This window comes from Acidovorax sp. GW458-11-26-14-TSB4 (genome assembly GCF_059423865.1).
Genome location: NZ_JBWKYR010000013.1, coordinates 13,194 through 34,758, shown reverse-complemented (window position 1 = coordinate 34,758; position 21,565 = coordinate 13,194). Strand labels below are relative to the sequence as shown.

At 67.0% G+C, this 21,565-nt stretch carries 21 protein-coding genes; 7 read left to right on the top strand and 14 right to left on the bottom strand.

Translation table 11 applies throughout. From position 1 onward, the window contains the following. Positions 1-47: 47 nt before the first annotated feature. The 3 genes from AC07X5_RS22750 to AC07X5_RS22740 are packed head-to-tail and all read right to left on the bottom strand — an operon-like array spanning position 48 to position 2,735. On the bottom strand, positions 48-848 hold the full coding sequence (locus AC07X5_RS22750; protein WP_409957577.1) for a diguanylate cyclase domain-containing protein: 801 nt from the start codon (positions 846-848) through the stop codon (positions 48-50). Continuing rightward, positions 835-2,337: a DUF7125 family protein gene (locus tag AC07X5_RS22745; RefSeq protein ID WP_494771947.1), complete on the bottom strand. Its 1,503-nt coding sequence runs from the start codon at positions 2,335-2,337 to the stop codon at positions 835-837. Before AC07X5_RS22745 ends, AC07X5_RS22750 begins: the two co-directional genes overlap by 14 nt. Beyond that, a complete protein-coding gene (locus AC07X5_RS22740) occupies positions 2,334-2,735 on the bottom strand; it encodes a hypothetical protein (protein WP_409957575.1) in 402 nt (133 codons plus the stop codon). The genes AC07X5_RS22745 and AC07X5_RS22740 overlap by 4 nt, the downstream gene beginning before the upstream one ends. A 314-nt stretch (positions 2,736-3,049) precedes the next feature. Between AC07X5_RS22740 and AC07X5_RS22735 the strand changes: the two genes are divergently transcribed. Further along, positions 3,050-3,787 (top strand): Crp/Fnr family transcriptional regulator, encoded by a 738-nt coding sequence (locus AC07X5_RS22735; RefSeq protein WP_494771946.1) that lies wholly within the window; start codon positions 3,050-3,052, stop codon positions 3,785-3,787. A 147-nt stretch (positions 3,788-3,934) separates the two neighbouring features. Continuing rightward, positions 3,935-4,636, top strand: coding sequence for a Crp/Fnr family transcriptional regulator (locus AC07X5_RS22730; RefSeq protein ID WP_409957573.1), 702 nt, complete (start codon positions 3,935-3,937; stop codon positions 4,634-4,636). Positions 4,637-4,663: 27 nt separating this feature from the next. Here AC07X5_RS22730 and AC07X5_RS22725 read toward each other — a convergent pair whose 3' ends face one another. The 9 genes from AC07X5_RS22725 to AC07X5_RS22685 form a co-directional block, all read right to left on the bottom strand. Continuing rightward, positions 4,664-5,287, bottom strand: a complete 624-nt coding sequence (locus AC07X5_RS22725; RefSeq protein ID WP_494771945.1) for a BON domain-containing protein — start codon at positions 5,285-5,287, stop codon at positions 4,664-4,666. A gap of 120 nt (positions 5,288-5,407) precedes the next feature. Further along, on the bottom strand, positions 5,408-6,859 hold the full coding sequence (locus tag AC07X5_RS22720; RefSeq protein ID WP_494771944.1) for a DUF2142 domain-containing protein: 1,452 nt from the start codon (positions 6,857-6,859) through the stop codon (positions 5,408-5,410). A 346-nt stretch (positions 6,860-7,205) separates the two neighbouring features. Next, on the bottom strand, positions 7,206-7,523 hold the full coding sequence (locus AC07X5_RS22715; RefSeq protein ID WP_409957569.1) for a hypothetical protein: 318 nt from the start codon (positions 7,521-7,523) through the stop codon (positions 7,206-7,208). 153 nt (positions 7,524-7,676) lie between these two features. Then, complete coding sequence (locus tag AC07X5_RS22710) at positions 7,677-8,069, bottom strand: hypothetical protein (protein WP_494771943.1); 393 nt, start codon at positions 8,067-8,069, stop codon at positions 7,677-7,679. Positions 8,070-8,139: 70 nt separating this feature from the next. Further along, positions 8,140-8,433, bottom strand: a complete 294-nt coding sequence (locus AC07X5_RS22705) for a hypothetical protein (RefSeq protein WP_494771942.1) — start codon at positions 8,431-8,433, stop codon at positions 8,140-8,142. 682 nt (positions 8,434-9,115) lie between these two features. Then, a complete protein-coding gene (locus AC07X5_RS22700; protein ID WP_494771941.1) occupies positions 9,116-9,535 on the bottom strand; it encodes a hypothetical protein in 420 nt (139 codons plus the stop codon). A gap of 173 nt (positions 9,536-9,708) precedes the next feature. Continuing rightward, positions 9,709-10,329: a TetR/AcrR family transcriptional regulator gene (locus AC07X5_RS22695; protein ID WP_494771940.1), complete on the bottom strand. Its 621-nt coding sequence runs from the start codon at positions 10,327-10,329 to the stop codon at positions 9,709-9,711. Beyond that, positions 10,326-10,730 (bottom strand): DoxX family protein, encoded by a 405-nt coding sequence (locus AC07X5_RS22690; protein ID WP_494771939.1) that lies wholly within the window; start codon positions 10,728-10,730, stop codon positions 10,326-10,328. The genes AC07X5_RS22695 and AC07X5_RS22690 overlap by 4 nt, the downstream gene beginning before the upstream one ends. A 130-nt stretch (positions 10,731-10,860) precedes the next feature. Further along, positions 10,861-11,739 carry a LysR family transcriptional regulator gene (locus AC07X5_RS22685; RefSeq protein WP_494771938.1) on the bottom strand — a complete coding sequence of 293 codons (879 nt, stop codon included), beginning with the start codon at positions 11,737-11,739 and terminating at the stop codon, positions 10,861-10,863. 109 nt (positions 11,740-11,848) lie between these two features. Between AC07X5_RS22685 and AC07X5_RS22680 the strand changes: the two genes are divergently transcribed. The 3 genes from AC07X5_RS22680 (at position 11,849) to AC07X5_RS22670 (ending at position 13,939) form a co-directional block, all read left to right on the top strand. Next, the gene (locus AC07X5_RS22680; protein WP_494771937.1) at positions 11,849-12,634 is read left to right on the top strand and encodes an SDR family NAD(P)-dependent oxidoreductase; all 786 of its coding nucleotides are present in this window, start codon (positions 11,849-11,851) and stop codon (positions 12,632-12,634) included. Positions 12,635-12,714: 80 nt separating this feature from the next. Beyond that, entirely contained in the window at positions 12,715-13,332 is a 618-nt protein-coding gene (locus tag AC07X5_RS22675; protein ID WP_494771936.1) for a nitroreductase family protein, read from the top strand. Between the two features lie 190 nt (positions 13,333-13,522). Next, positions 13,523-13,939, top strand: a complete 417-nt coding sequence (locus AC07X5_RS22670; protein ID WP_494771935.1) for a hypothetical protein — start codon at positions 13,523-13,525, stop codon at positions 13,937-13,939. A gap of 265 nt (positions 13,940-14,204) precedes the next feature. On the opposite strand, the gene AC07X5_RS22665 is transcribed toward AC07X5_RS22670, so the two are convergent. Together AC07X5_RS22665 and AC07X5_RS22660 are read right to left on the bottom strand one after the other, a co-directional pair. Continuing rightward, positions 14,205-14,795: a Rossmann-fold NAD(P)-binding domain-containing protein gene (locus tag AC07X5_RS22665; RefSeq protein WP_494771934.1), complete on the bottom strand. Its 591-nt coding sequence runs from the start codon at positions 14,793-14,795 to the stop codon at positions 14,205-14,207. Between the two features lie 40 nt (positions 14,796-14,835). Then, the gene (locus AC07X5_RS22660; protein WP_494771933.1) at positions 14,836-16,671 is read right to left on the bottom strand and encodes a DEAD/DEAH box helicase; all 1,836 of its coding nucleotides are present in this window, start codon (positions 16,669-16,671) and stop codon (positions 14,836-14,838) included. A 250-nt stretch (positions 16,672-16,921) separates the two neighbouring features. On the opposite strand from AC07X5_RS22660, the gene ettA reads away from it, so the two are divergent. Together ettA and AC07X5_RS22650 are read left to right on the top strand one after the other, a co-directional pair. Next, positions 16,922-18,583 (top strand): energy-dependent translational throttle protein EttA, encoded by a 1,662-nt coding sequence (gene ettA, locus AC07X5_RS22655; RefSeq protein ID WP_409957557.1) that lies wholly within the window; start codon positions 16,922-16,924, stop codon positions 18,581-18,583. 308 nt (positions 18,584-18,891) lie between these two features. After that, entirely contained in the window at positions 18,892-21,516 is a 2,625-nt protein-coding gene (locus AC07X5_RS22650) for a DUF1631 family protein (protein ID WP_494771932.1), read from the top strand. Positions 21,517-21,565: the final 49 nt, after the last annotated feature.

Below are 21,565 nucleotides of genomic sequence, written 5' to 3'. Positions count from 1 at the left end.
TCAAGCAAGGTGTAGATGGATTGGCCCGCGCCGCGCATCCCGGGCCCTCAGGGCAGGGGTGGTGATTCGTGCTCTTTGACTTTTTTTGCGCGGTACATGGCCGCATCCGCGCAGACCAACAGGTCATCGAGCCGGAGGCCATCGTCCGGGTAGACGCACACGCCAATGCTGGCGGAGACCACCAGCCGTTCGGTTCCCAGGGCCATCGGCACGGCGATGGCCGCCGCCACCTTGTTCGACACGAGGATGGCATCCGCGATTTCCGCAATGTCCGCCAGCAGGATCACGAACTCGTCTCCGCCGTAGCGGCTGACCGTGTCCACGTCCCTGATGGACGCCTCCATGCAGCGGGCGGCTTGCTGCAGCACCAGGTCCCCGGTCGCGTGGCCCAGGGTGTCGTTGATGGACTTGAACTTGTCCAGGTCGATGAACAACAGGCCCAGGCGCGTATGGTGCCGCCTGGCGTGGGCCATGGCCTTGTGGAAGCGGTCGTGCAGCAGGGCACGGTTGGCCAACTGGGTGAGCCCGTCGAGCTCCGCCGCGCGCGACAGCTCGCTCAGCTCCTGCGTGGCCTGCTCGGTATCCGCCTGGCTCTGCAAGGCCGTGATGACCAGGTGCGCATTGGCTTCCACCAGGTTCTGGCTGGTGCCGGCTTCGGCCAGCGCCTTGGCGTCCTGCAGCTCCGTGTGCAGGTCTGCCAGCAGGTGGCGCGCGTTGTCGATCTGCAGCAGCAGCTCGGTCAGCTCCTGCGAGGCCGTGCGCAGGTCGGTCGCAACCAGTGCGAGGGCCTGGGCCATCGGTGCGGCCTGTTCGGCCGGCGCGGCTGGCAGCGTGTCAGGCGGCGGCATTGGCAGGCATTCCGCGTTCGCGCACCGTGGCCGCTGCATGCTGGCGCGTGGGGCGCCCGGCCAGCAGTCCTTCGTGGCCGGCCAGCCGCTCGCCGATGCGCAGGCCATCGTCACCGATGCTGAACAGCCGCATTTCATCGGAATGCGCGCTCGCTCGGATCTTCACGACCGCGATCAGGCGGCGCAGGCGGCTGTCGATCTCGGTGTAGCGCTGCACGATGATGGCATCGGTCAGGAAAGCAGTGCCATAGGGGCTGAAGCGCAGGTCGGTGTAGCGGTCTTCCAGCTCCGACGTCATGAGCACCGTGACCCCGGTGCTGGCCAGCGCGGTGACCATGCGCGACAGCGACTCGCGAAAGTCGTCCCTGAACGTGGGTGCCAGCGCCAGCTCGAAGCCCGAGAGCGAGTCGATGACGACCCGGGTGGCGTTCAGCCGCGCGATCTCGGCGGTGAGCAGGTGCACGATCTCGTCGATGGACAGGTCGGGCGCGCGGCTGTCCACGATGCCGACCTTGCCTTGTTCGATGAGCGCTGCCACCACCGGGTTGCGCGAGCCGCTGGGCTGCTGCTCGAAGGCGGCGATCACCCCGGTTTCTCCCTGGCGGGCGCCTTCGGCCAGGAAGGCGCCCGCCAGGATGCTCTTGCCCGAGCCGGAAGGCCCGGCCACCAGCACCGAGTAGCCGCGCGGCAGGCCCCCGCCCAGCATGGTATCGAGTTCCTGCACGCCGATGGACAGGCGGCTGGCCTGGCCCGCCTGCAGCGGGGGCGCATTGCGGCTTTGCAACTCCTGCCCCACGGGCGCGAAGACGCGGATGCCACCGTGGTCGATGCGGAAGGTGTGCAGGCCCGGCAGCGTGGACTGGCCGCGCATCTTGAGTATCTCCAGCTTTCGCACCATGGAGTTGCGCTGCACGCTCTGCCGCAGCCAGAACAAGCCGTCGGCCACGGTGCACACCGGGTTGGCGTCCCTTTCATTGAAATACTCGCCGATCAGAAAGGTGGTGGCCTGCCAGCTCGTCATCAGCATGCCCAGCTGGTGCACGAACAGTTGCAGCTCGGACTGGGACTTGCCCAGCACCTGGTTGGAAAGGACCACGGAGCGGAATGAGTCCACAAAGACCAGCGCCGGGTTCTGCTTTTGCACCTCCTCGGTAATGCGCCACAGCACGGTGTCCAGATCGCCCTCCACCGTGGCATCGGACAGATTGATGAACCGTATCGCGTTGTTCACCTTCTCGCTGTCGAAGAACCCGAACTGCTGCTGGTAGCGCAGCATTTTCAGCGGCGGCTCGCCCAGCACCGTGAAATACAGGGCCGGATGCTCGGGCGTCGCCAGCGCAAACATGATCTGGTGCGCCAGCGTGGTCTTGCCGGCACCAGGCTGGCCGGCAATCAGGTTGAAGGAGAACTCCGACAGTCCGCCACCCAGTACCTCGTCCAGGCCGGGAACGCCGGTCGCAAGCTGCCTGATCGTCACTTTGCTCGTCATGTCTTGGAGTCCTGCGCGGGCGGGCCGCTGAAGAGGGGGGACCATTCGGAGCCCAGCAGCCGCTGGGCGAGGGCGCTTCCAATCAGGCTGTCCAGCAGCCCGCGGAAGGTTTGCAGCGAAGCGTCGGTGGCGGCAGCCGCGACCTCCGGAGCTTGTTGCGCAAGCACGCGCCGCAGGCGCTTGAAGTTCACCGGGTCGTCGCTCTCCTGCGCCTGCACCAGGCAGGGATGGAGGCCGCCCGCCAGGCTCAAGGTCCGGCGGTACAAGGCGGCCACTCCCCGTTGCCCCAGGATGGGGGTCAGGATCTCGACAATGCTTTCCCAGCGGGCCACGGCGGCCTCGGCAACGCGCTGGGCCCGCTCTGCGGCTTGTTTTTCCGGTTCGGTAGGCTGCTGCATACGGCGGGGCTTTCACGGATGTCCTGGCTTGCCGGCGCGCGGCTTTATTTTTCAAGGAAGGCCGCCATCGCTGCACGGCGGTCTCCGCACGGTGGCATTGCTGCAGCGCTGTGTCCGTGCGCTGTCGCACACAAGGGCCACGCAGCGCAAACTCCATGGCCCCAAGGCGTTTGCCTGGCGGCAAAGGAATGCTCGCGTGCGGTCACTATGTGCGATACCGTACAGACCAGGGCGGGCCGATCAGCCACCCTCGTGTTCTTCCATGCGCAGGCTTGTGCATACCTGCTTGAGCCTGCCGCCCGCCGAATCGACCGATGAACGGAGTGCCCGTGACCTTGCCGCCCCATGCTGCCCTGCGCAACCAGTTGCTGGCGGCCCTGCCCAGGGACGAGTGGCTGCGTTGGTTGCCGGAGCTTGAGCCGGTGAAACTGCCGCTGGGAGAGGTGCTCTATGAGTCGGGGGGCAAGACACCGTACGTGTACTTTCCCACCAATGCCATCGTCTCGTTGCTCTACGTGCTGGAGGACGGAGCTTCGGCGGAAATCGCCGTGGTGGGGTTCGAAGGCGTGGTGGGCATCTCCATTTTCATGGGCGGCGGCTCCACCCCGAGCCGCGCCGTGGTGCAAAGCGCGGGCTCGGGCTTTCGGCTGCGGGCCGACGTGGTCAAGGAAGAGTTCGCGCGTTCGGGCCCGGTCATGCACCTGATGCTGCGCTACACCCAGGCCCTGATCACCCAGATGGCGCAGACGGCCGTGTGCAACCGCCACCATTCGCTGGACCAGCAACTGTGCCGCTGGCTGCTGCTGAGCCTGGACCGCCTGCAGGGCAACCAGCTGGTGATGACGCAGGAACTGATCGCCAACATGCTCGGTGTGCGGCGCGAGGGCGTGACCGAGGCTGCGCTCAAGCTGCAAAAGTCCGCGTTGATCAGCTACTCGCGGGGGCACATCAGCGTGCTGGACCGCACTGGGCTCGAAGCACGCACCTGCGAATGCTATGCCGTCGTCAAAAGGGAGTACGACCGGCTGCTGCCCGGCACCATTGCCACCTGAGGGCCTGCGCCTATGTGCGCTGCCAGACAGTCAACCGCCGCTGCGGCTCCCACACTGGCCATCTGCCCACTGTCCGAAGCCCCGGCTCGCACAGGGGCGGGCGGTACCTACCCCTTTCAGGTGCCGAACGACCCGAGACCCAAGGCCATGGCATCCACCGAAAACCAACTGATAGAGCGCCTTCCCCAGGCCGCACGCGAGAAGCTGCTGGCGCAGTGCGAGTCGTTCGAACTCACCCTGTCGGCGGAACTGAGCGCGCCAGGCAGCCCTCTGAGCCATGCCTATTTTCCGCGCGAGGGGTTTGTCTCGCTGGTGGTGGGGGTAGACCGGCACCCCTCGCTGGAGGTGGGCATGGTAGGGCGCGAGGCCATGCTCGGGGCCGAGCTTATTCTGGGTGCCGCTGGCACCCCCTGGCGGGCACTGGTGCAGGGCGCAGGTGCCAGTTGGCGCATCGGTGCCGCCGCGCTGCGCATGGAGACGACCACCAACCCCGCATTGCTGCGGCTGCTGCAGGCCAGCGTGCTGGTACGGCTGCACCAGCAGGCGATGGCCTCTGCATGCGAGCGCTACCACACCATCCGCCCGCGCCTGGCGCGCTGGCTGCTGATGAGCCAGGACCGCGCGGGCACGAACTGCTTTCACGTCACCCAGGAGTTTCTGGCTTTGATGCTGGGCGTGCGCCGCGTGGGCGTCACGGTGGCTGCCGGTGAGCTGCAGAACAGCGGCCTCATCTCTTACCGCCGGGGCGAGATGACGGTATTGGACCGCAGGGGAATGCAGGCCCAGGCCTGCAGCTGCTATGCCGCCGACAAGGCCATCTACACCGAACTGATGGGGGTGGCAGCGTGACAGCGGCCGGGGCGGCATCCCGCCGGGTCAGCGCTTGACCGGCAGTTCATCATGCACGGATGCGATGCCCAAGGCGCCATGCACCATGGCCCGGATACCGGTGGCGTGGCTTGCTCTGGCGCTGTCTGCGAGGCGGCTGGCTTTACCGGTTTCGCTTCCAGGCGGAGCCTGCAAGGGGGTAGGCTCTGATCCGCCGGGGCGCTCGGCCTGCCCAAGTGTTCCGTTGCGCAGGAAGCCCGCCCTGGCTGCCTCGACATCGAGAACGTCGCGCTGCGCGGCATCGGATGCCTGGTCCTGCGCGCGCGTGGACAGGATGCTTTCGACCCTGATGACGCCGGGCATATTGGCCACGATGAACAGCGCCAGCTGTGCCTGTGTTGGGTCATCCATCGGCCCGCTGAGCAGCACGGCGCCTTTGGCCACATCCACGGTGATATGCGTGCTGCCCACCACCGGGGAAAGACGCAGGGAGGTCTCGATGCGGGCCTTGAGCACCCCATCGCCCTGCGCAACCTCGACGGGGGCGATGTCTGGCGGCACCAGTGCCGTACCATGGCCCCACTGGAAACCAGGAACGGCCACCAGAAGAAACACTCCAACCATGGCGCCTGCCAGGCAGGCGCCCACTCGGAAAACGGTGGTGTTCAACATGGCAAAGGCTCTCGCGGCAGCGGCTGCCAACGGCAACCATGGGGCCAGTGTCACACTGGCTCACACCAGCGTCCGTTCGCGAGCGCACGCAGCGCGCAAGGGCGCCTGTGCCGGCACGCGTCAAAAAGCCGGCAACTGATAGCGGCCATACAAGGTGACCCCCAGCACCAGCAGAAAGTACGCCGCCACCGCGCCGGTCACCCCGAACTCCGTGGCCTGCTGCATGGGCGTGCGTTGGTGTTCCAGCGGCCCGATCGCCAGCGCGAACAGCAGGGCCGGCATGATGAAGTACCGCCCCTGCACGCCCGAGATGACCTGCACGGGATGGTCGTTCCAGGTGACCGCAATGGCAAAGAAGGCCAGCAGCGTGCTGATGATGGCGCAGCCCGCCAGAACGGCGCGCAGCAGGGTGTACTGCCGCTCCTCGCGCTGCGCATAGACCGTGACCAGCAGCGCCAGCATGGCCAGCACGGCCCAGATGCCCCGCATCGCGGGCTTGGGGATGAAGGTGTCGAGCCAGCCCAGGATGCCGATGAACGAGTAGGCAAGAAAGGGCCCCTTGTCCGGATGCGCCAGCGTGCTGCCGACCAGGCCCAGGAAGTACAGCGGATCCTCCAGGTAGATCCGCACGAGCTGCAGCGTGGAGTGCGATCGCACGAGGCGCCCATCCACCGTGGTCAGCAGCACGAACAGCGTCCAGCCCAGGCTGACCGCGCACAGCAGCACGAAGCCGGCGAGCCGGGGCCACGAAAAGCGCTGGCACAGCAGCAGCAGCGGGACCGCCAGCAGCGGCAGCAGGTTGGTGCGCGAAGTGACCAGCACGAAGGTAAGGAGCACGATCAGCGCAAACCGCCAGCGGTTGGGCGGCGCGGCGCCGCCCCGGTCCTGCGCCTGGTACTCCGCGATGGCCAGACCCCCGAGCACCAGCGTGATGGCAACGCACAGGCCATCGATGGTCGGCGACAGGATCTGGAACACCGACATCGGCATCAGCACCAGCGCGCGCACCAGCAGGTTGGGCGGCAGCAGGTGCCAGGCCCAGGCCAGCAGGGCCAGCACGGTGAATGTCACCATGGCGCGCGTGAAGTCGTAGCTGGTCCGCATCGACCAGTCCATATGGCGCGACACCGCAAGGCCAATGGCATGCGGCAGGTAGATCAGCGGTATGTAATAGGCCGTGCCGGCCACGTCCACGAACTCCCTTCCATTGGCCCACCCGTGCTGCGAGGCCTGCTCCATGAGCCAGGCGGGAGAAAGCCCTTCCTTGTTGGCACCCGCGATCCTGGCCATCCATTTCGCAAAATACACGAGGTGCTGGTCTGCATAACCACCGCTGTAACCCGGTGCCTGCGGCGCGGGTTTTTCCAGCATCAATTGGCCGTTTCCGATCATATCTGCACGGAAAAGGTGAACCACCTCGTCCGGGGATTGAAAGGCGGGAATCAGGCGCGCCATTACACAGGCCAGAAGAAAGGCCAGGCACAGTAATCCGACTTGTAACGAGCGCCACGTCGCGCGGCCAGGCCTTGCGGCCTGAGGTAATTGGGGGGCGCCCAATGGGGTGGCTTGCATTGCTTATCTCCCTGCTCTATTTGGATAGTTGGTTCTTGTGCTTCGATAAACCGCCGCCATGCCCGATGCAACGCCTGCGCCTTTCAGCCGGCCATGGCCATCCCCGCCTCCATCACCGTGGAAGAAAAAAGGGCTGCGGAAATTCAGGGCGATGGATATCCATCGCCGGGTGCGATCAGAAATGGAAGAGGGCGAAAACGGCACCCCGACAGGGATGCATCAGACCATTGAAAAGTAAACCATTGTGTAGCGCGGCCGGGTAATTAGCGGTGATTCCCGTCACGTCCCGGTGGTGCCCGGACCGTGCGCGCTGTGGCAGGCGCGGGCAGGGCCGCGCGCAAACGGCTCAGTCCGCCACGCCATGCAGCGGCTGCTGCGTGACCTTGGCGTACGCCAGCACCGCGATGAGCTTGTGCAGCAAGGTCCGGTCATCGCTCTCCAGCGGGTGGGCCAGCAGCGGCACCAGGTGCGAGAGCGCCTGCTCGACCTCCTGCGCCGAGAACGTCTGGTCCTCGTAGAGGCCGAAGATCCGGTGCAGGAAAAAGGAATCGGCATGCGCAAGCAGGCGCAGGATCGCCGGCAGCTCATGGTGGTCGATGCTGCCCACATGGTGGGCCGGGTTCCTGACCTGGGGGCCGTTGCCGGCAATGAAGTCAAATGCCATGGTGCGCAGTGGGTGGAGGTTGCGGGTGGAGAAGAAAAAGCGGTGAATCTCCGTGGCTCAAAGCCTGTCTGCCCAGGCTTGGGCGTGTCCGAAGATCGGCTGCCTCTGGCGGACGCAGCGAGACGCGAAGCGGCTCAGGGGCTGCACCATCTGTCAGTCTGCAGGGCGCTTGCCCGCGTGGTACATCGCCATGGCGCAGGCGATGGCCGAAGGCCAGTAGAACAACGCCAGTGCAATGACCGTGGCCACCCACCCCAGGTAGATGCACCAGAACTCGCACCGCCCCTTCAGGCTGGCCTGCCGCCACGTCACGACGGACAGCAGCACCAGCATGGCCGGCAGCACCGCCAGCAGGATGTAGTGCACTCTCTCCGAGGGCGAGACGTCAGCGTCGGTGAAGGCATAGCTCAGGAAGGCACCGGCGCTGCGCAGGAAGGACTCGCCGGAAAAGGCCTCTGGCGACAGAAGAACGAGCCAGACGCCCAGGGGAAGGGTGGCGCTCAGGGCGAACTCCAGGCTGGCGATTCGCAGTTCGGAGAGCTTCATGGGTGCGGGTCGAATGGTGTTCGGTTCCAACGGTGAGCAGGCGCGCCTGGGCGCAGGCGCCTGCACGTGTTCAGGTGGCGAAGGCCTCGGCTGGCGGAGCGGGTGGGGGCGGCGGCTGCTGTCGCCGCACCTGCAGCATCAGCCAAGCCAGCAGCGGCAGCATGAAGAGCAACTTGGCGCAATCCAGCACGGTGGACGCCAGCACCAGCGGCCTCATGGACGTCAGCATGGACAGCAGGTGCCACAGGCTGGGCGCCAGCAGGGCTGCGCAGGCCAGCCCGAACGCCAGCGCCACGGACAGCCGCGGCGCCCACCAGTCGGGCCGCGGCATCCACAGCCACGCAGGCGAGGCCGCGAAGTTCAACGGTCTTCCAGTGGTACATGTCGTTACCTTCCATGGCGGGCACAGTCCAGGCCCTGCACGCAGCGCAGGCCCCCCGCTCACGTTGCCGCAAGGCCTTCGACAGTGCATGGTGGCGGGCGGGGCAGCCAGAGGGACGGCGGGGGTGATCGACAGCATGGACAGAGTGCGCCGGCGCAAGGGCCAAAGTGGATGTGCGGGCCATTGTGGCGAGATTCAGGCCGCAAGGGCAGCACGCAAATGGGTGATGCGGCGACCCTTCGGGGACCGTGTGCAACCCACCGCAGACACCGTATGCCCGTGCCTTTCTGCCGCGATCCTGCCCTTGCGCAACTGCGCCAGGCCCTGGCTGAGCGGGCCGCTGGACACTTTTGGATACCAATCAATCCACCAGGGCGCTCTGTTGGACCCACCGATCCTGGAGCGCCTGCGCGAGCAGGCATTTCTGGCAGGGCAGATCGCGCGGCTCCAAGCGCTCGGCAATGCAAGGCTGCTGTCCGCTGTACCGAGGGCCATCGACGCGCGTGGCTACCTCTGCGACCTGACGGGCGTGGTACTGGACTGGAGCGGCGCTGCCGCCAGTGCCCGGCGCGCGCCGTGTGGAAGCTGTCGCACCCAGGCTTCGGGCCAGGTCCGCTGTGCCCCGATAGCCTGCCTGCTTACCCGCTGACCTGCCTGTGGCCTGCTACCTTGCTCCCCGCACCCTGGGCACCGCGATCCGCCACACCACCAGGCCCCCGGCTGCGAACGACGCCGCAACCGCCGTGGATGCCAGCGCGCCGGCCCCCAGGGCAAGCAGGCCTGCGCCCACCAGGGCCGCCGGCAGGCCTGTTGCCACCGGCCAGCGCAGCAGGCCCAGCCGGGCCAGCAGGTAGAACAGCGCCGCATGGAGTATCGCGACCGCCAGGTACAGCACAGGCCAGGCCATCAGGGTTGTGGAGATGGTGCGCGTGTAGCCGTCGTCGGGTGTGCCGTCGGGCAGCAGCAAGGGCAGCGAGGCGAACTCGATCACCACGGCCAGCAAGGGCACCAGCAGCGCCACGGCCGATCCTGCCAGCACGGCCTGGGTGAAACGGGCAAGAAAGGGGCGGGGCAGTGCTGGCATGGCTGCGAGGCTGCGAAAGTTCCGTGGATGGTGCACGATTGTTGCGTGCCGTGTCGCCATCCCTGAGAGGTGGGTGTGAAGTTTTTGCCGAAGTCCGGTTCAGTGGACTGGCCGGCACATCCACGTCACCGGCGCCTCAGGCTGCGGCACCGCCACCCCAGGGCAGGCTTCGCCTACGCCCGCCGGTAGTGCGAGCGGAAGACCGCGATACCGTGCCGCACCCGCCGCGTGATGTCGGTGGGGCTCAGCAACGCCGCGGCACCCAGCCGCACCTGCAGGCCGATCAATCCCAGCCAGAGCCCTGACAGGTCGGCAGCCGCCTGGCTCGTGTCGGGTATCGACAGCTCCCGCCTGGCGTCTGGCGACTCCAGGAGCTGCATCAGCAGGGCGTGCCAACGGCCCGGGCCTGCATCGAAGAAGCGGTTGGGCAGTGTCGGGTCGTTGCGCGCACCGTGTGCGATGAGCCGGTCCCACCCGGCGATGTCCTTGTCGAGGCCAAAGCGCACATAGCGCTCGCCAAACAACTCCAGCCGCTCGGTGAACCCAAGGTCCTCGTGAACGATGCTGTCGGCAATGATGGCGGCCGACTCCCTTTGGATGACCGCTTCGATCAGCTCGTTCTTGTCGGCAAAGTTCGCGTACAGAGTCGCTTTCGCCACGCCCGCGCTGGCCACCACCTCATCGGTCGTGACCTCCACGCCGCGTTCGAGGAACAGCCGTCGGGCGGCGTCCAGAATGGCTTGCCGCTTGGCTCCGTCCTTGGGGCGCCCTCGCTTGCCGACAGGTTCGGTCATCGCTTGGCCAGGTAGATCGCCGCCAGCAGCAGCCCGCCAGCGACGGTGATGTGTTCCAGCGCAATGTGGAACTCGGCGGTCTTGCGGGGCTCGTCGAACGTCCAGAACGCATGCCCGAAGGGAATGGTCAGCAGCGTGAACACCGCCAGCCCCACGGCGCCCACCCACCCAAGGCCCTGGAAATTGGTGATGACCAGGGCAGAGCCCAGGATCTGGGTCGCAATGGTCGCCACTGCGAATGCCACGGGAACGGGGAGTTTTTCGTTGACCATTTCCTGCACGATGGCGCTGAAGTTGAACACCCCATACAAGCCCGCCATCCAGAACAGCGTGGTGAGGACGATGCGTGCCAGAAGTGCGCTGAGGGGGCTGTCGACGATAGCAGATGCAAGGGTTGTCATGGCGATAGGCAAGTTGATTTAACAGACTGTAAAGTCTAGCAATTAATTTGCAGACTGAATAGTATGGAAAATTGCCGTTGTGGCGCCAGGGCATTTCCATCCGCCACCCCTTGCTCTGCCATGACAGAGGTTATGCCAGCGCCTGGGCCAGAAAGTCGAGCAGGGCGGTCACGCGGCGGCTTGGGAATCCACCCTGGTGCACGGCGTACAGATCCACCGGCCCGGCGTCGAAATCCTCCAGCACCCGCTCCAGCGTGCCTTCCTCAAGCTCCTTCTTGACGTCGCAGGAATTCTTGAAGGTCACCCCGATGCCCTGGTTGGCCCAGTACCTGAGCAGGTCGCCATCGCTGCCTTGGCGGTCGCCCCGCACCTTGACGTGAAACAGGCGGCCGTCCTCCCGGAACGGCCAGGCCACCAGCGGCGCGCCGGGGCGCGCCAGCACCAGGCAGTTGTGGTCGGCCAGTTCGCTGGGGTGGCGCGGGCGGCCCCTGCTGTCCCAGTAGGCCGGGGTGGCACAGACCAGGCGCCTGCCAGGCATCAGCAGCCGCGCGCGGTAGCCCGAATCCGGCAAGGGGCCATAGCGCAGGGCCACATCGATGTGGTCTTCGATCAAATCGAGGTTGCTGTCGCTCAGCAGCAGGGTGAGCGACACCTCGCCATGCTGGGCCTGGAAGGCGTCCAGCAGCGGCAGCAACTGCGCCCGGCCGAAGTCGTTGGTCGAAGTCAGTCGAATGGGGCCTGAAAGCACGCGGTCCTGCCCCAGCCCGCTCAGGCTTGCATCCCACTCGGCAACGATGCGCCGTGCATCGCCAAGCAGTACTTCGCCCTCATGCGTGAGTGCGAGCTGGCGGGTCGAGCGCGCCATGAGCCGCGTCTGGAATTCCAGCTCCAACTGGTTCACCGCCAGGCTCACCGTGGACACGGCAATCGACCGCTGCCGGGCGACGGACGAAAAACTACCACTCTCGGCCACCGCCACGTACAGGCGCAGCGCATCAATGCGATCCATCTTTTGATTTTCTCAAAAAGTAATTTGCAAGTTGGATGGATTGTGCGCCAGAAGGCAGGTAAATACCATGGATGCACCTTCTACCCATAGCGCCCCTGGCGTCCACAACATGCACATCCAATTCAAAAACCGCAAGGTTCTGGTGACCGGTTCGACCCACGGCATCGGCCTGGCCACTGCACGCGGCTTTCTCGATGCCGGGGCCACGGTGGTCATCAATGGCCGCACCCAGGAGGGCGTCGACGCGGCGCTCGAGCGGCTGGGGGGCAACGCGCGGGCCTCTGGCTTCGTGGGCGACCTGTCCCAGCCACAGGCTGCCGATCGCCTTCGGCAAGAACATGCGGATTTCGACATCCTGGTGAACAACCTGGGGGTGTTCGGACCCCAGGACTTCTTTGAAACACCCGACAGCGAGTGGGACCGCTTCTTCCAGACCAACGTGATGTCCGGCGTGCGGCTGTCTCGGCAGTATGCGCAGGGGATGGTGCAGCGCGGCTGGGGCCGCATCGTCTTCATATCGTCCGAGTCCGCGCTCAACATTCCGTCGGACATGGTGCATTACGGCTTCACCAAGACGGCGCAGCTGGCCGTGTCCCGCGGCCTGGCCAAGCGCCTGGCCGGCACGGGGGTCACGGTCAATGCCGTCCTGCCAGGGCCGACCCTGTCGGAGGGGGTTGCAGAGATGTTCCAGGCCGAAGTGCAGCGCACCGGCGCCTCCCTCGAACAGGTCGCGGCCGACTTCATTGCGACCCACCGGTCCTCTTCCATCATCCGCCGCGCAGCCCATGTGGACGAGGTGGCCAACATGGTGATCTACGCCAGCTCCGAGCAGGCCTCGGCCACGACAGGTGCTGCACTGCGGGTCGACGGCGGTGTCGTCGACAGCATTGTCTAGCTCCCACCCATTTCTCACGCCATCGAAGCGGCGCACCGGGCGCGCTTCGGTATTCCTTCGTCCTTTCAATGGAGAAAACCATGTCTGAAGCCGTCATCCGCGCCATCGAAGCCCAGCGCACCACCAACCTGTTCGATCCCACCCACCGCCTCCAGGACGCGGAGATCACTGAACTCGTGCGGCTCGCCACCTTGGCGCCCAGCTCCTTCAACCTGCAGAACTGGCGCTTCATCGCCGTGCGAACCCCCGACGCGCAGGCCCGCCTGCGCAAGATCTCCTGGGACCAGGCGAAGATCACCGACGCAGCGGTGACCTTCATCGTCGTCGGCAAGATGCCCGACTTCCAGAGCCTCGCCGAGCGCCTGGCACCGGCGGTGTCTGCGGGCTTCTTTCCGGCCGACATGGTGCCGGGCTGGCAGGGGGCCGCCAAAAGCCTCTACGACGGGCAGCCCCAGCGCTCCCGCGACGAAGCCGTGCGCACCGCCACCTTCGGCGCCGCGACACTCATCCAGGCGGCCCAGGCCAAAGGCTTGGGCACGGCCCCGATGATCGGCTTCGATGCCGAGGCGGTTGCCCGCGAGTTCGGCCTGCAGGCGGATGAGGTACCCGTGCTGCTGCTGGCCGTCGGCAAGGCCTTGCCGACCAACTGGCCGCGCAAGCCCCGGCAGGCGGTGGATCAAGTGCTGGACCTGGTTTGAATCCCCTTCGCGCGCAGAAGTGCCGACCTTCTTTCTCCGCGCGCCGTTGCAAGGGCCGTGCAGGGTGGCGTGGATTGCCGCCGGGGCAAACGCTGCCTGTTACGAAGACTTGCACGAATGAGGGCGCCTGCGCCACGCGTGAACAGCTCTGTGGGGCCTATCCTTCCTGACTCGAAAGGGAGGGAACACAATGATCCAGAAGAATGCAATCGCAGCCGCCATTGCCATCACCGCCGCCATCGCCGGCTCACTGCCGCAGGCCCATGCGCAAACGGCTGCAGCCGTGTGCGACGTCGCTGTCGTGGCCGAGGCCGACGGCCCGCAGGCCGCGCGCCTCGGTGCCTTGGTGACCGAGGGCATCCGCAAGAGCAGCTCCATGCGCTACAAGGAGCCCGCGGCCAAGGCGCAGCTCACCGTGCGCATCGCCACCATGTCGGCGCAGGACGCGGGCTCCATCGTCTATTCAGCAAGCTGGGTTTCCACCGGCAAGGACACCCTGATCGACCGGCATTTGGCCACCTGCGATGTGGAGCGCATCGCGGCGTGCGCCGAGGCGGTGGTGGCCAAGACGGATACGGTGCGCCAGTCGCTGGCTGGCAAGCAGTAGGGCGGCCAAGGGCGTCGCCGAGCCGGTACTGGCCAAAGCGCTCCAGCACCGCAGGCGGCCTGGCACTGGTGATGTAGATGCAGATGCTGGTGTCCAGCAGGATCATGGGGTGATCTCTGCGCGCATCTGGTCGTCAGGCTGCTGGCGCTCCAGCACAAAGCCTGGCTCGGCCTGACTGGAAAAGGCGTGCAGTGTCCATGGAGGGCCCCTTTCGGATGGTGACTATCAACGGTGGCTACCAAAAGCCGGCTCGTCAAAGCGACGGCTATTCCAGCTCCCGCCCCATCAACACCTGCACCCTTGGCACCCCCTCGGTCTGCCCCGCCTGCACGGCCCGCACCAGCGCCCGCGCCACGTCGGCGCCCGGGCGGGCGCGGTAGTTGGCGGGGATCAGCGGGTCCAGTACCTTGAAGGCCTTAATAGATAGCGACTCGGCCGCCCTCGGCGCCTGGCCCAGTGCCTGGCGCTCGCCCAGCAGCAGGGAGGGGCGGGCGATCACCAGCGTGGCGAAGCCCAGGCTCTTGAGCACCTGCTCGACCTCACCCTTGACGCGGTTGTAGAAGATGCGGGAGTGGGCGTCGGCGCCCATGGCGGTGACCACGCCGCAGCGGGTGGCACCGGCTGCCAGCGCGGTGCGTGCCGTGGCGACCACGGCATCCAGGTCCACGGCGCGAAAGGCCTGCTGGCTGCCGGCGGCCTTGATGGTGGTGCCCAGGGTGATGTACACGTCGTCCACGTGCTGGGGCAGGCCCGGCACGACAGGCTTGGTGCACAGCGTGGCGAAGTCCACGGCATGCAGGTGCAGCCGTGGATGGGGTGGCAGGTCCGGCGCGCGCCGGCCCTGGGCATGCAGCACATGCACCTCGGGCGGCGCACTGCCCCCCGCCGCCGGGGAATTACCTTCCGTAACCGCCGCGAGAACCGCCCGGCCCACGAGACCCGTTGCCCCGGCCACCACCGCCACCACCATAGCCGCCACCTCCAGAGTTGTTGCCACCACGATAACCGCCGCCGCCACGGCGGCCGCCGCCGCCCATGCTGTCCACGCTGGTGCGCATCGGATCAGGCTGGCCGCCTGCACCGCCGCCGGCATGGCCGGAGCTGCGGTGGCCTGGATTGGCGTGGCCCATGTGGGTGCCCAGGTGGGCATTGGGGCGTGGTGGCTGGTCGTCGTAGCGGTTGCCGCCACCACCACCTTCGTAGCCACCACCACCGCCGCCGGAGCGACCGCGCGCCGGGGCCTGGCCGCCGGCGCGTGCACCGCCGCCCTGGCCGCCGCCACCGCCAGCGCGTGCGCCGCGCGGACCATTGCCGCCGCCACCGCCGTTGGCCGAAGCACCACCGCCGGAGCGGCCGCCACGGCCACCGCCGCCGCCACCTCCACCATTGCCGCCACCGGCGCGGGGGCCGCGGTCACCGCCACCACCGCCGCCAGCACCCTGGCCGGCCTTGTTGGTGCGGATGCGTTCCATCATTTCGCTGCGGGCGGCCTTGGCGGCAGCCTGCATCACGTCACGGCTCGGGGGCTTGCCGGCGCCGCCCCAGATGGTCTGGCGGCCCATGGCGATGGGCTCGGCCTTCTCGCCGGGTTCGGGGCCGAAGCCTTCGATGACCTGCACGGGGATCTGCTGCTTGGTGAAGCGCTCGATCTCCATCATGAAGCCTTCTTCGTCCATGCACACCAGGCTCACGGCTTCGCCACTGTTGCCGGCGCGGCCCGTGCGGCCGATGCGGTGCACGTAGTCTTCCGAGACGTTGGGGATTTCGTAGTTCACGACGTGCGGCAGCTCGTCGATGTCGATGCCGCGGGCCGCGATGTCGGTGGCCACCAGGGCGCGGATGTCACCGCTCTTGAAGCCTGCCAGGGCCTGCGTGCGGGCGCTCTGGCTCTTGTTGCCGTGCAGGGCCATGGCATTCACGCCGTTCTTGGTCAGGAACTCGGCCACGTTGTTGGCGCCGAACTTGGTGCGGGTGAACACCAGCACCTGGCTCCAGTTGTGCTGCTGGATGATGTGCAGCAGCACCTGCTTCTTCTTGCCGCGGCCCACGGGGTGGATCACCTGGGTGATGCGCTGCACGGTGGTGTTGCGCGGCGTGACCTGGATGCTCTGGGGGTTCTTGAGCAGGGTGTTGGCCAGCTCGCGGATCTCGTCGCTGAAGGTGGCCGAGAACAGCAGGCTCTGCTTGTCGCGCGGCACCAGGGCCAGCACCTTCTTCACGTCGTGGATGAAGCCCATGTCCAGCATGCGGTCGGCTTCGTCGAGCACCAACACTTCCACCGTGGACAGGTCCAGGAAGCCCTGTTGCTGCAGGTCCAGCAGGCGGCCGGGGGTGGCCACCAGGATGTCCACGCCGCGCTTGATGCGGTCGATCTGCGGGTTCATGCCCACGCCGCCGAAGACGACGGTGGAGTTGATGTCCAGGTACTTGCCGTATTCGCGCACGGACTCTTCCACCTGGGCGGCCAGTTCGCGGGTGGGGGTCAGCACCAGGGCGCGGATGCCCTTGCCGCCGAACTTGTTCTTGGGCACCGTGCCCAGCGAGAGGCGGTGCAGCATGGGCAGGGTGAACGCGGCGGTCTTGCCAGTGCCGGTCTGGGCGCCGGCCAGAAGGTCATGGCCTTCCATCACGGCGGGGATGGCCTGGGCCTGAATGGGCGTGGGCGTCTCGTAGCCCGTTTCGTGTACAGCCTTCAGGATGGCAGGAGCCAGGTTCAGTTCGTCAAATGTCATGTCGTTGAATGCGCCCGTCCGGGGCGCCGGGTATCGGCCTGTCGTGCAACCGGGGAGGTTGCCGAGCCAGTCTCAAGCCGATGAGGTTCAAGGGTGGGAGCCCAGAAGTTGCTTCTTTCGTCCCCAGCAGTGTGCTGATGCGGCAGGCAACTGGAGCCCGCCGCGGAACGTATTGTCGCATGGCCTGATAATCTCCCCCTGAACGCAATCATTTTTTGCAAAACAAACTCTCCTTGCAGGTTGGAACCCAATGGCCCAATACGTTTATTCGATGAACCGCGTCTCCAAGACTGTGCCGCCCAAGCGGCAGATCTTGAAGGACATCTCCCTGAGCTTCTTCCCCGGCGCCAAGATCGGCGTGCTGGGCCTGAACGGCTCGGGCAAATCCACCCTGCTCAAGATCATGGCCGGCGTGGACAAGGAAATCGAAGGCGAAGCCATCCCCATGCCCGGGATCAAGATCGGCTACCTGCCCCAGGAACCACAGCTCAACAACGAGCACACCGTGCGCGAGAGCGTGGAAGAGGCCATGGGCGAAGTCTTCGCCGCCAAGGCCAAGCTTGAAGAGGTGTACGCCGCCTATGCCGAGCCCGATGCCGACTTCGACGCCCTGGCCGCCGAACAGGCCCGCCTGGAAGCCGTGATCGCCACCGCCGGCACCGACTCCGAGCACCAGCTCGAGATCGCCGCCGACGCACTGCGCCTGCCCCCATGGGAGGCCAAGGTCGGCCTGCTGTCCGGCGGTGAAAAGCGCCGCATCGCGCTGTGCCGGCTGCTGCTGTCCAAGCCCGACATGCTGCTGCTCGACGAACCCACCAACCACTTGGACGCCGAGTCCGTGGACTGGCTCGAGCAGTTCCTGCACCGCTTTCCCGGCACCGTGGTGGCCATCACCCACGATCGCTACTTCCTGGACAACGCGGCCGAGTGGATCCTGGAACTCGACCGCGGCTACGGCCACCCCTACAAGGGCAACTACAGCACCTGGCTGGACCAGAAGCAGGCCCGCCTGGAGTCCGAGAACAAGGGCGAGGAAGCCCGCGCCAAGGCCCTGAAGAAGGAGCTGGAGTGGGTGCGCCAGAACGCCAAGGGCCGCCAGGCCAAGAGCAAGGCGCGTATCGCCCGCTTCGAGGAACTGAGCGACTACGAATACCAAAAGCGCAACGAGACGCAGGAAATCTTCATCCCCGTGGCCGACCGCCTGGGCACCCAGGTGATCGAGTTCCACAACGTCACCAAGTCCTTCGGCGACCGCGTGCTCATCGACAACCTGTCCATGACCATCCCGGCCGGCGCCATCGTCGGCATCATCGGCCCCAACGGTGCCGGTAAATCCACCCTGTTCAAGCTGATCGCCGGCCGCGAGCAGCCCGACAGCGGCGAGGTCGTGATCGGCGCCACGGTGAAGATGGCCTTCGTGGACCAGCACCGCGATGCCCTGTCGGACGACAAGACCGTGTGGGAAGACATCTCCGGCGGCCTGGACATGATCAACATCGGCAAGTTCACCATGGCCAGCCGGGCCTATGCCGGGCGCTTCAACTTCAATGGCGGCGACCAGCAAAAGAAGGTGGGCATGCTGTCCGGTGGTGAACGCGGCCGCCTGCACCTGGCCAAGACCCTGATCGCCGGCGGCAACGTGCTGCTGCTCGACGAACCCTCGAACGACCTGGACGTGGAAACCCTGCGTGCGCTGGAAGACGCGCTGCTGGAGTACGCCGGCACAGTGTTGGTAATCAGCCACGATCGCTGGTTCCTGGACCGCATCGCCACCCACATCCTGGCCGCCGAAGGCGACAGCCAGTGGACCTTCTTCGACGGCAACTACCAGGAGTACGAGGCCGACAAGAAGAAGCGCCTGGGCGAAGAGGGCGCCAAGCCCAAGCGGATGCGCTACAAGGCGTTGAAGTAGGCTCCCCCCTGAGGGGGACGCTCCCAGCGCGGCGGGGCGGCTCTTGCGCGGGAGCGCTGGCCTTGGGCGCGCCAGTTGTTACCCCTGTGGCGGAGCGAGTTTTGCACGGGGCACTGGCGACCCTTGCCGGCCCAACTCCACGGCTTTTTTCGGGGTGTGGGTAAGGATATGTAAAGCCGCTGCCCGCCGCCGGGGGCTCTGTGGCCACCGGCCGGCGGGGATTTGTGCACAGGGTCTTCAGGTCAAGTAGGATTGCAGCTGGAAACGATTTTTCGGTTTTCCCCTTCCCGCTTGCCCTCATCCGACCCATGTCCCAGTCCGCGTCCCGATCGAGAACCGTTTTCCGTGCCTGCGTGGTCAACGCCGTGCGTGGTGGCGAGGCGCTCATGGAAAAGCTGGTCGCGGTCACCCGCAGCGCGCTGACCGCCGAAGAGAGCACCGTCCGCAACATCCAGCAGCGCAACCTGGCCAGTGACAGCCTGCGCCTCTTGGGCCAGCACGAGGCGGCCCTGGTCAAGGGCTACTCGATGGCCCTGCTGGAAATATTCGCCGAAGGCCCGGCCGCCGCGCCCGGCAGCAAGGCGCGGCCTGCCGACGACATGGGCATGGACTTCGGCGAGCTCTCGCTCATGGACGAGAGCGAGGTGCAGAACCAGGTGGAGCTGGCCCGTGCCCAGCAACTGGCCGCGCACGCCACGGAGGCGGTGCTGGCCGAGCTCAACACCCTGGTCAGCTCTGCCCAGGGCCTGCGCAGCGTGCAGCCCGAGCGCAACCCGCTGCGGCCCGAAAGCTATATCCGCGCCCTCCAGCAGGTGGTGGGCGAGACCGGCGTGAACGCCGAGGTGCGCGGGCTGTGGATGCAGCACATGCGCGACCTGCTGGGCAAACTGCTGGTCGACGAATACAAGGGCATGGTCAAAAGCCTGCGCGACAACGGCGTGGAGCCCGTGGGCTACGCCGTCGTCGGCGCACCCGGTGGCCGTACCGGCTACGGCGGCCTGCAGGGCGGCGGCCACAGTGGCAATGGTGGCGGCTATGTGGGCCATGGCCACGGCGGCCCCATGGCCGGCCCCAGCGGCTATGGCAGCCCGGGCTACGGCAATACCGGATATGGCAACACCGGCTATGGCCGGGGCGGCTATGGCGGCGGCAACAACAACTGGAGTGGGGACCCCAACAACAACTGGAGCGGCGAGCCCCAGATGCCCCCCATGATGTCGCCGCAGGCCGCAGCCGCCGAAGAGGCGCTGCTCACCGTGGGCATCCTGCGCCAGATGCTGGCCGGCGGCGACCCGTTCGACCCGCGCTCCTATGGCGGCGGCGGTGGCATGCCGGGCATGGCCGGCGTGGTTCCCTCGCAGCCCGCCAGCATGCATTCGGGCCTGGGCGGCAGCAGCGGCTACAACAACCCGGCGGTTGCGGCAGCGGCCGAGGCCATCGAGGACATGGCCCAGCTCGAGCGCCTGGTCGGCCGCCTGGCTGGCGGGCCGCAGGTCGCCGCCGTGGCGGCCGTGCCCCAGGTGGTGCCCCAGGCCGGCTGGGCTTCCACCGTGCCCGGCACCGCACCGCAGCAGCTGTACACCGTGCCGGGCCGGCCCTACCAGCAGATCTATACCGTGCCCGTGGTGGCCCCGCACGACCCGCCGGCCATGGCCGCCGAAGTGGTGGGCCGCATGATGGAGAACATCGCCCGCGATTCGCGCCTGCTGCCGTCGGTGCAGCGTGCCGTGCAGAACCTTGAGCCCGCGCTCAAGCACCTGGTGCGCCGCGACCAGAGCTTCTTCACCGAGCCCGGGCACCCTGCGCGCGTGCTGCTCGACGAGATGACCCAGCGCAGCCTGGCCTTCCCCGACGAGAAGGCCCCCGGCTTCGCCCGCTTCAGCCGCCTGCTCAACGAATCCGTGGGCTACCTGGCCGGCATCGAGATCAAGGACGCCACGCCGTTCGAGACCGTGCTCAAGGCCCTGCAGGCCGCCTGGAACTCGCAGGCGCAAAAGGCCAAGGCCCGCCAGGTCGAGAAGGACAAGGCCCAGCTGCAGGCCGAGCAGCGCCAGATGCTGGCCGGCAAGATCGCCGCCGACATCCGAAAGCTCCCCGACCTGGAGCGCGTGCCCGCCGACGTGCTCGACTTCGCCGCCGGCCCCTGGGCCGAAGTGGTGGCCCTGGCCCAGGTCTCGCAGGCCGATGGCGGCGAGGACGACCCCGGCGGCTACCTGGCCCTGGTGCCCGTGCTGCTTTGGAGCGCCCAGCCCGAGCTCACCCGCACCGAGCCCGACCGCCTGTCCGAAGCCATCCCCGGCCTGCTCGTCAAGCTGCGCGAGGGCCTGCAGACCATCGAGCACCCGGCCGCCAAGACCAGTGCCTTCCTGGAGCGCCTGGTGGGCCTGCACCAGGATGCCTTCGAGCGCGCCAACTTCGCCAAGATCACCCTCGACCCCGAGGACTCCCGCGCGCCGGACTCGCGCGACCCCATGGACTCCGTGGCGGCGGTCGCTGGCTACGACGACAGCGCCCAGGCCCCCGTGGACAGCGCTGCCCCGGCGGCGGCGCCAGCGGCCCCGGCCGAGCCGTATGCCGAATTTGTCGTCGGCGCATGGGTCGAACTCATCACCAATGGCCGCGCCGTGCGCACCCAGCTCACCTGGACCAGCCCGCACGGCACGCTGTTCCTCTTTACCGCACCGGACAACAGTACCCAGTCCATGACGCGCCGCATGCGCGACAAGCTGGCCGACGAGGGCTCCCTGCGTGTGGTGCCCGCTCCCAAGGCCCGGCCCCCCGCCCCGGCCGCCACGCGCGCAGGCGGCATCGCCACCACCCGCGGCAGCCTGCCCGCGCCGCTGGAAACCGCGCGCGGCAAGCTCGGCGGCGCGCCCAGCAGCAAGCAGGCGCCGCTGTCATCGGGCAAGCCGTCGTCGTCCAAGGGGCGGTAAGCCTTCAGAACCTGTTTGTGATCTCCCAGGGGGCGCGCGGCGGCCTTGG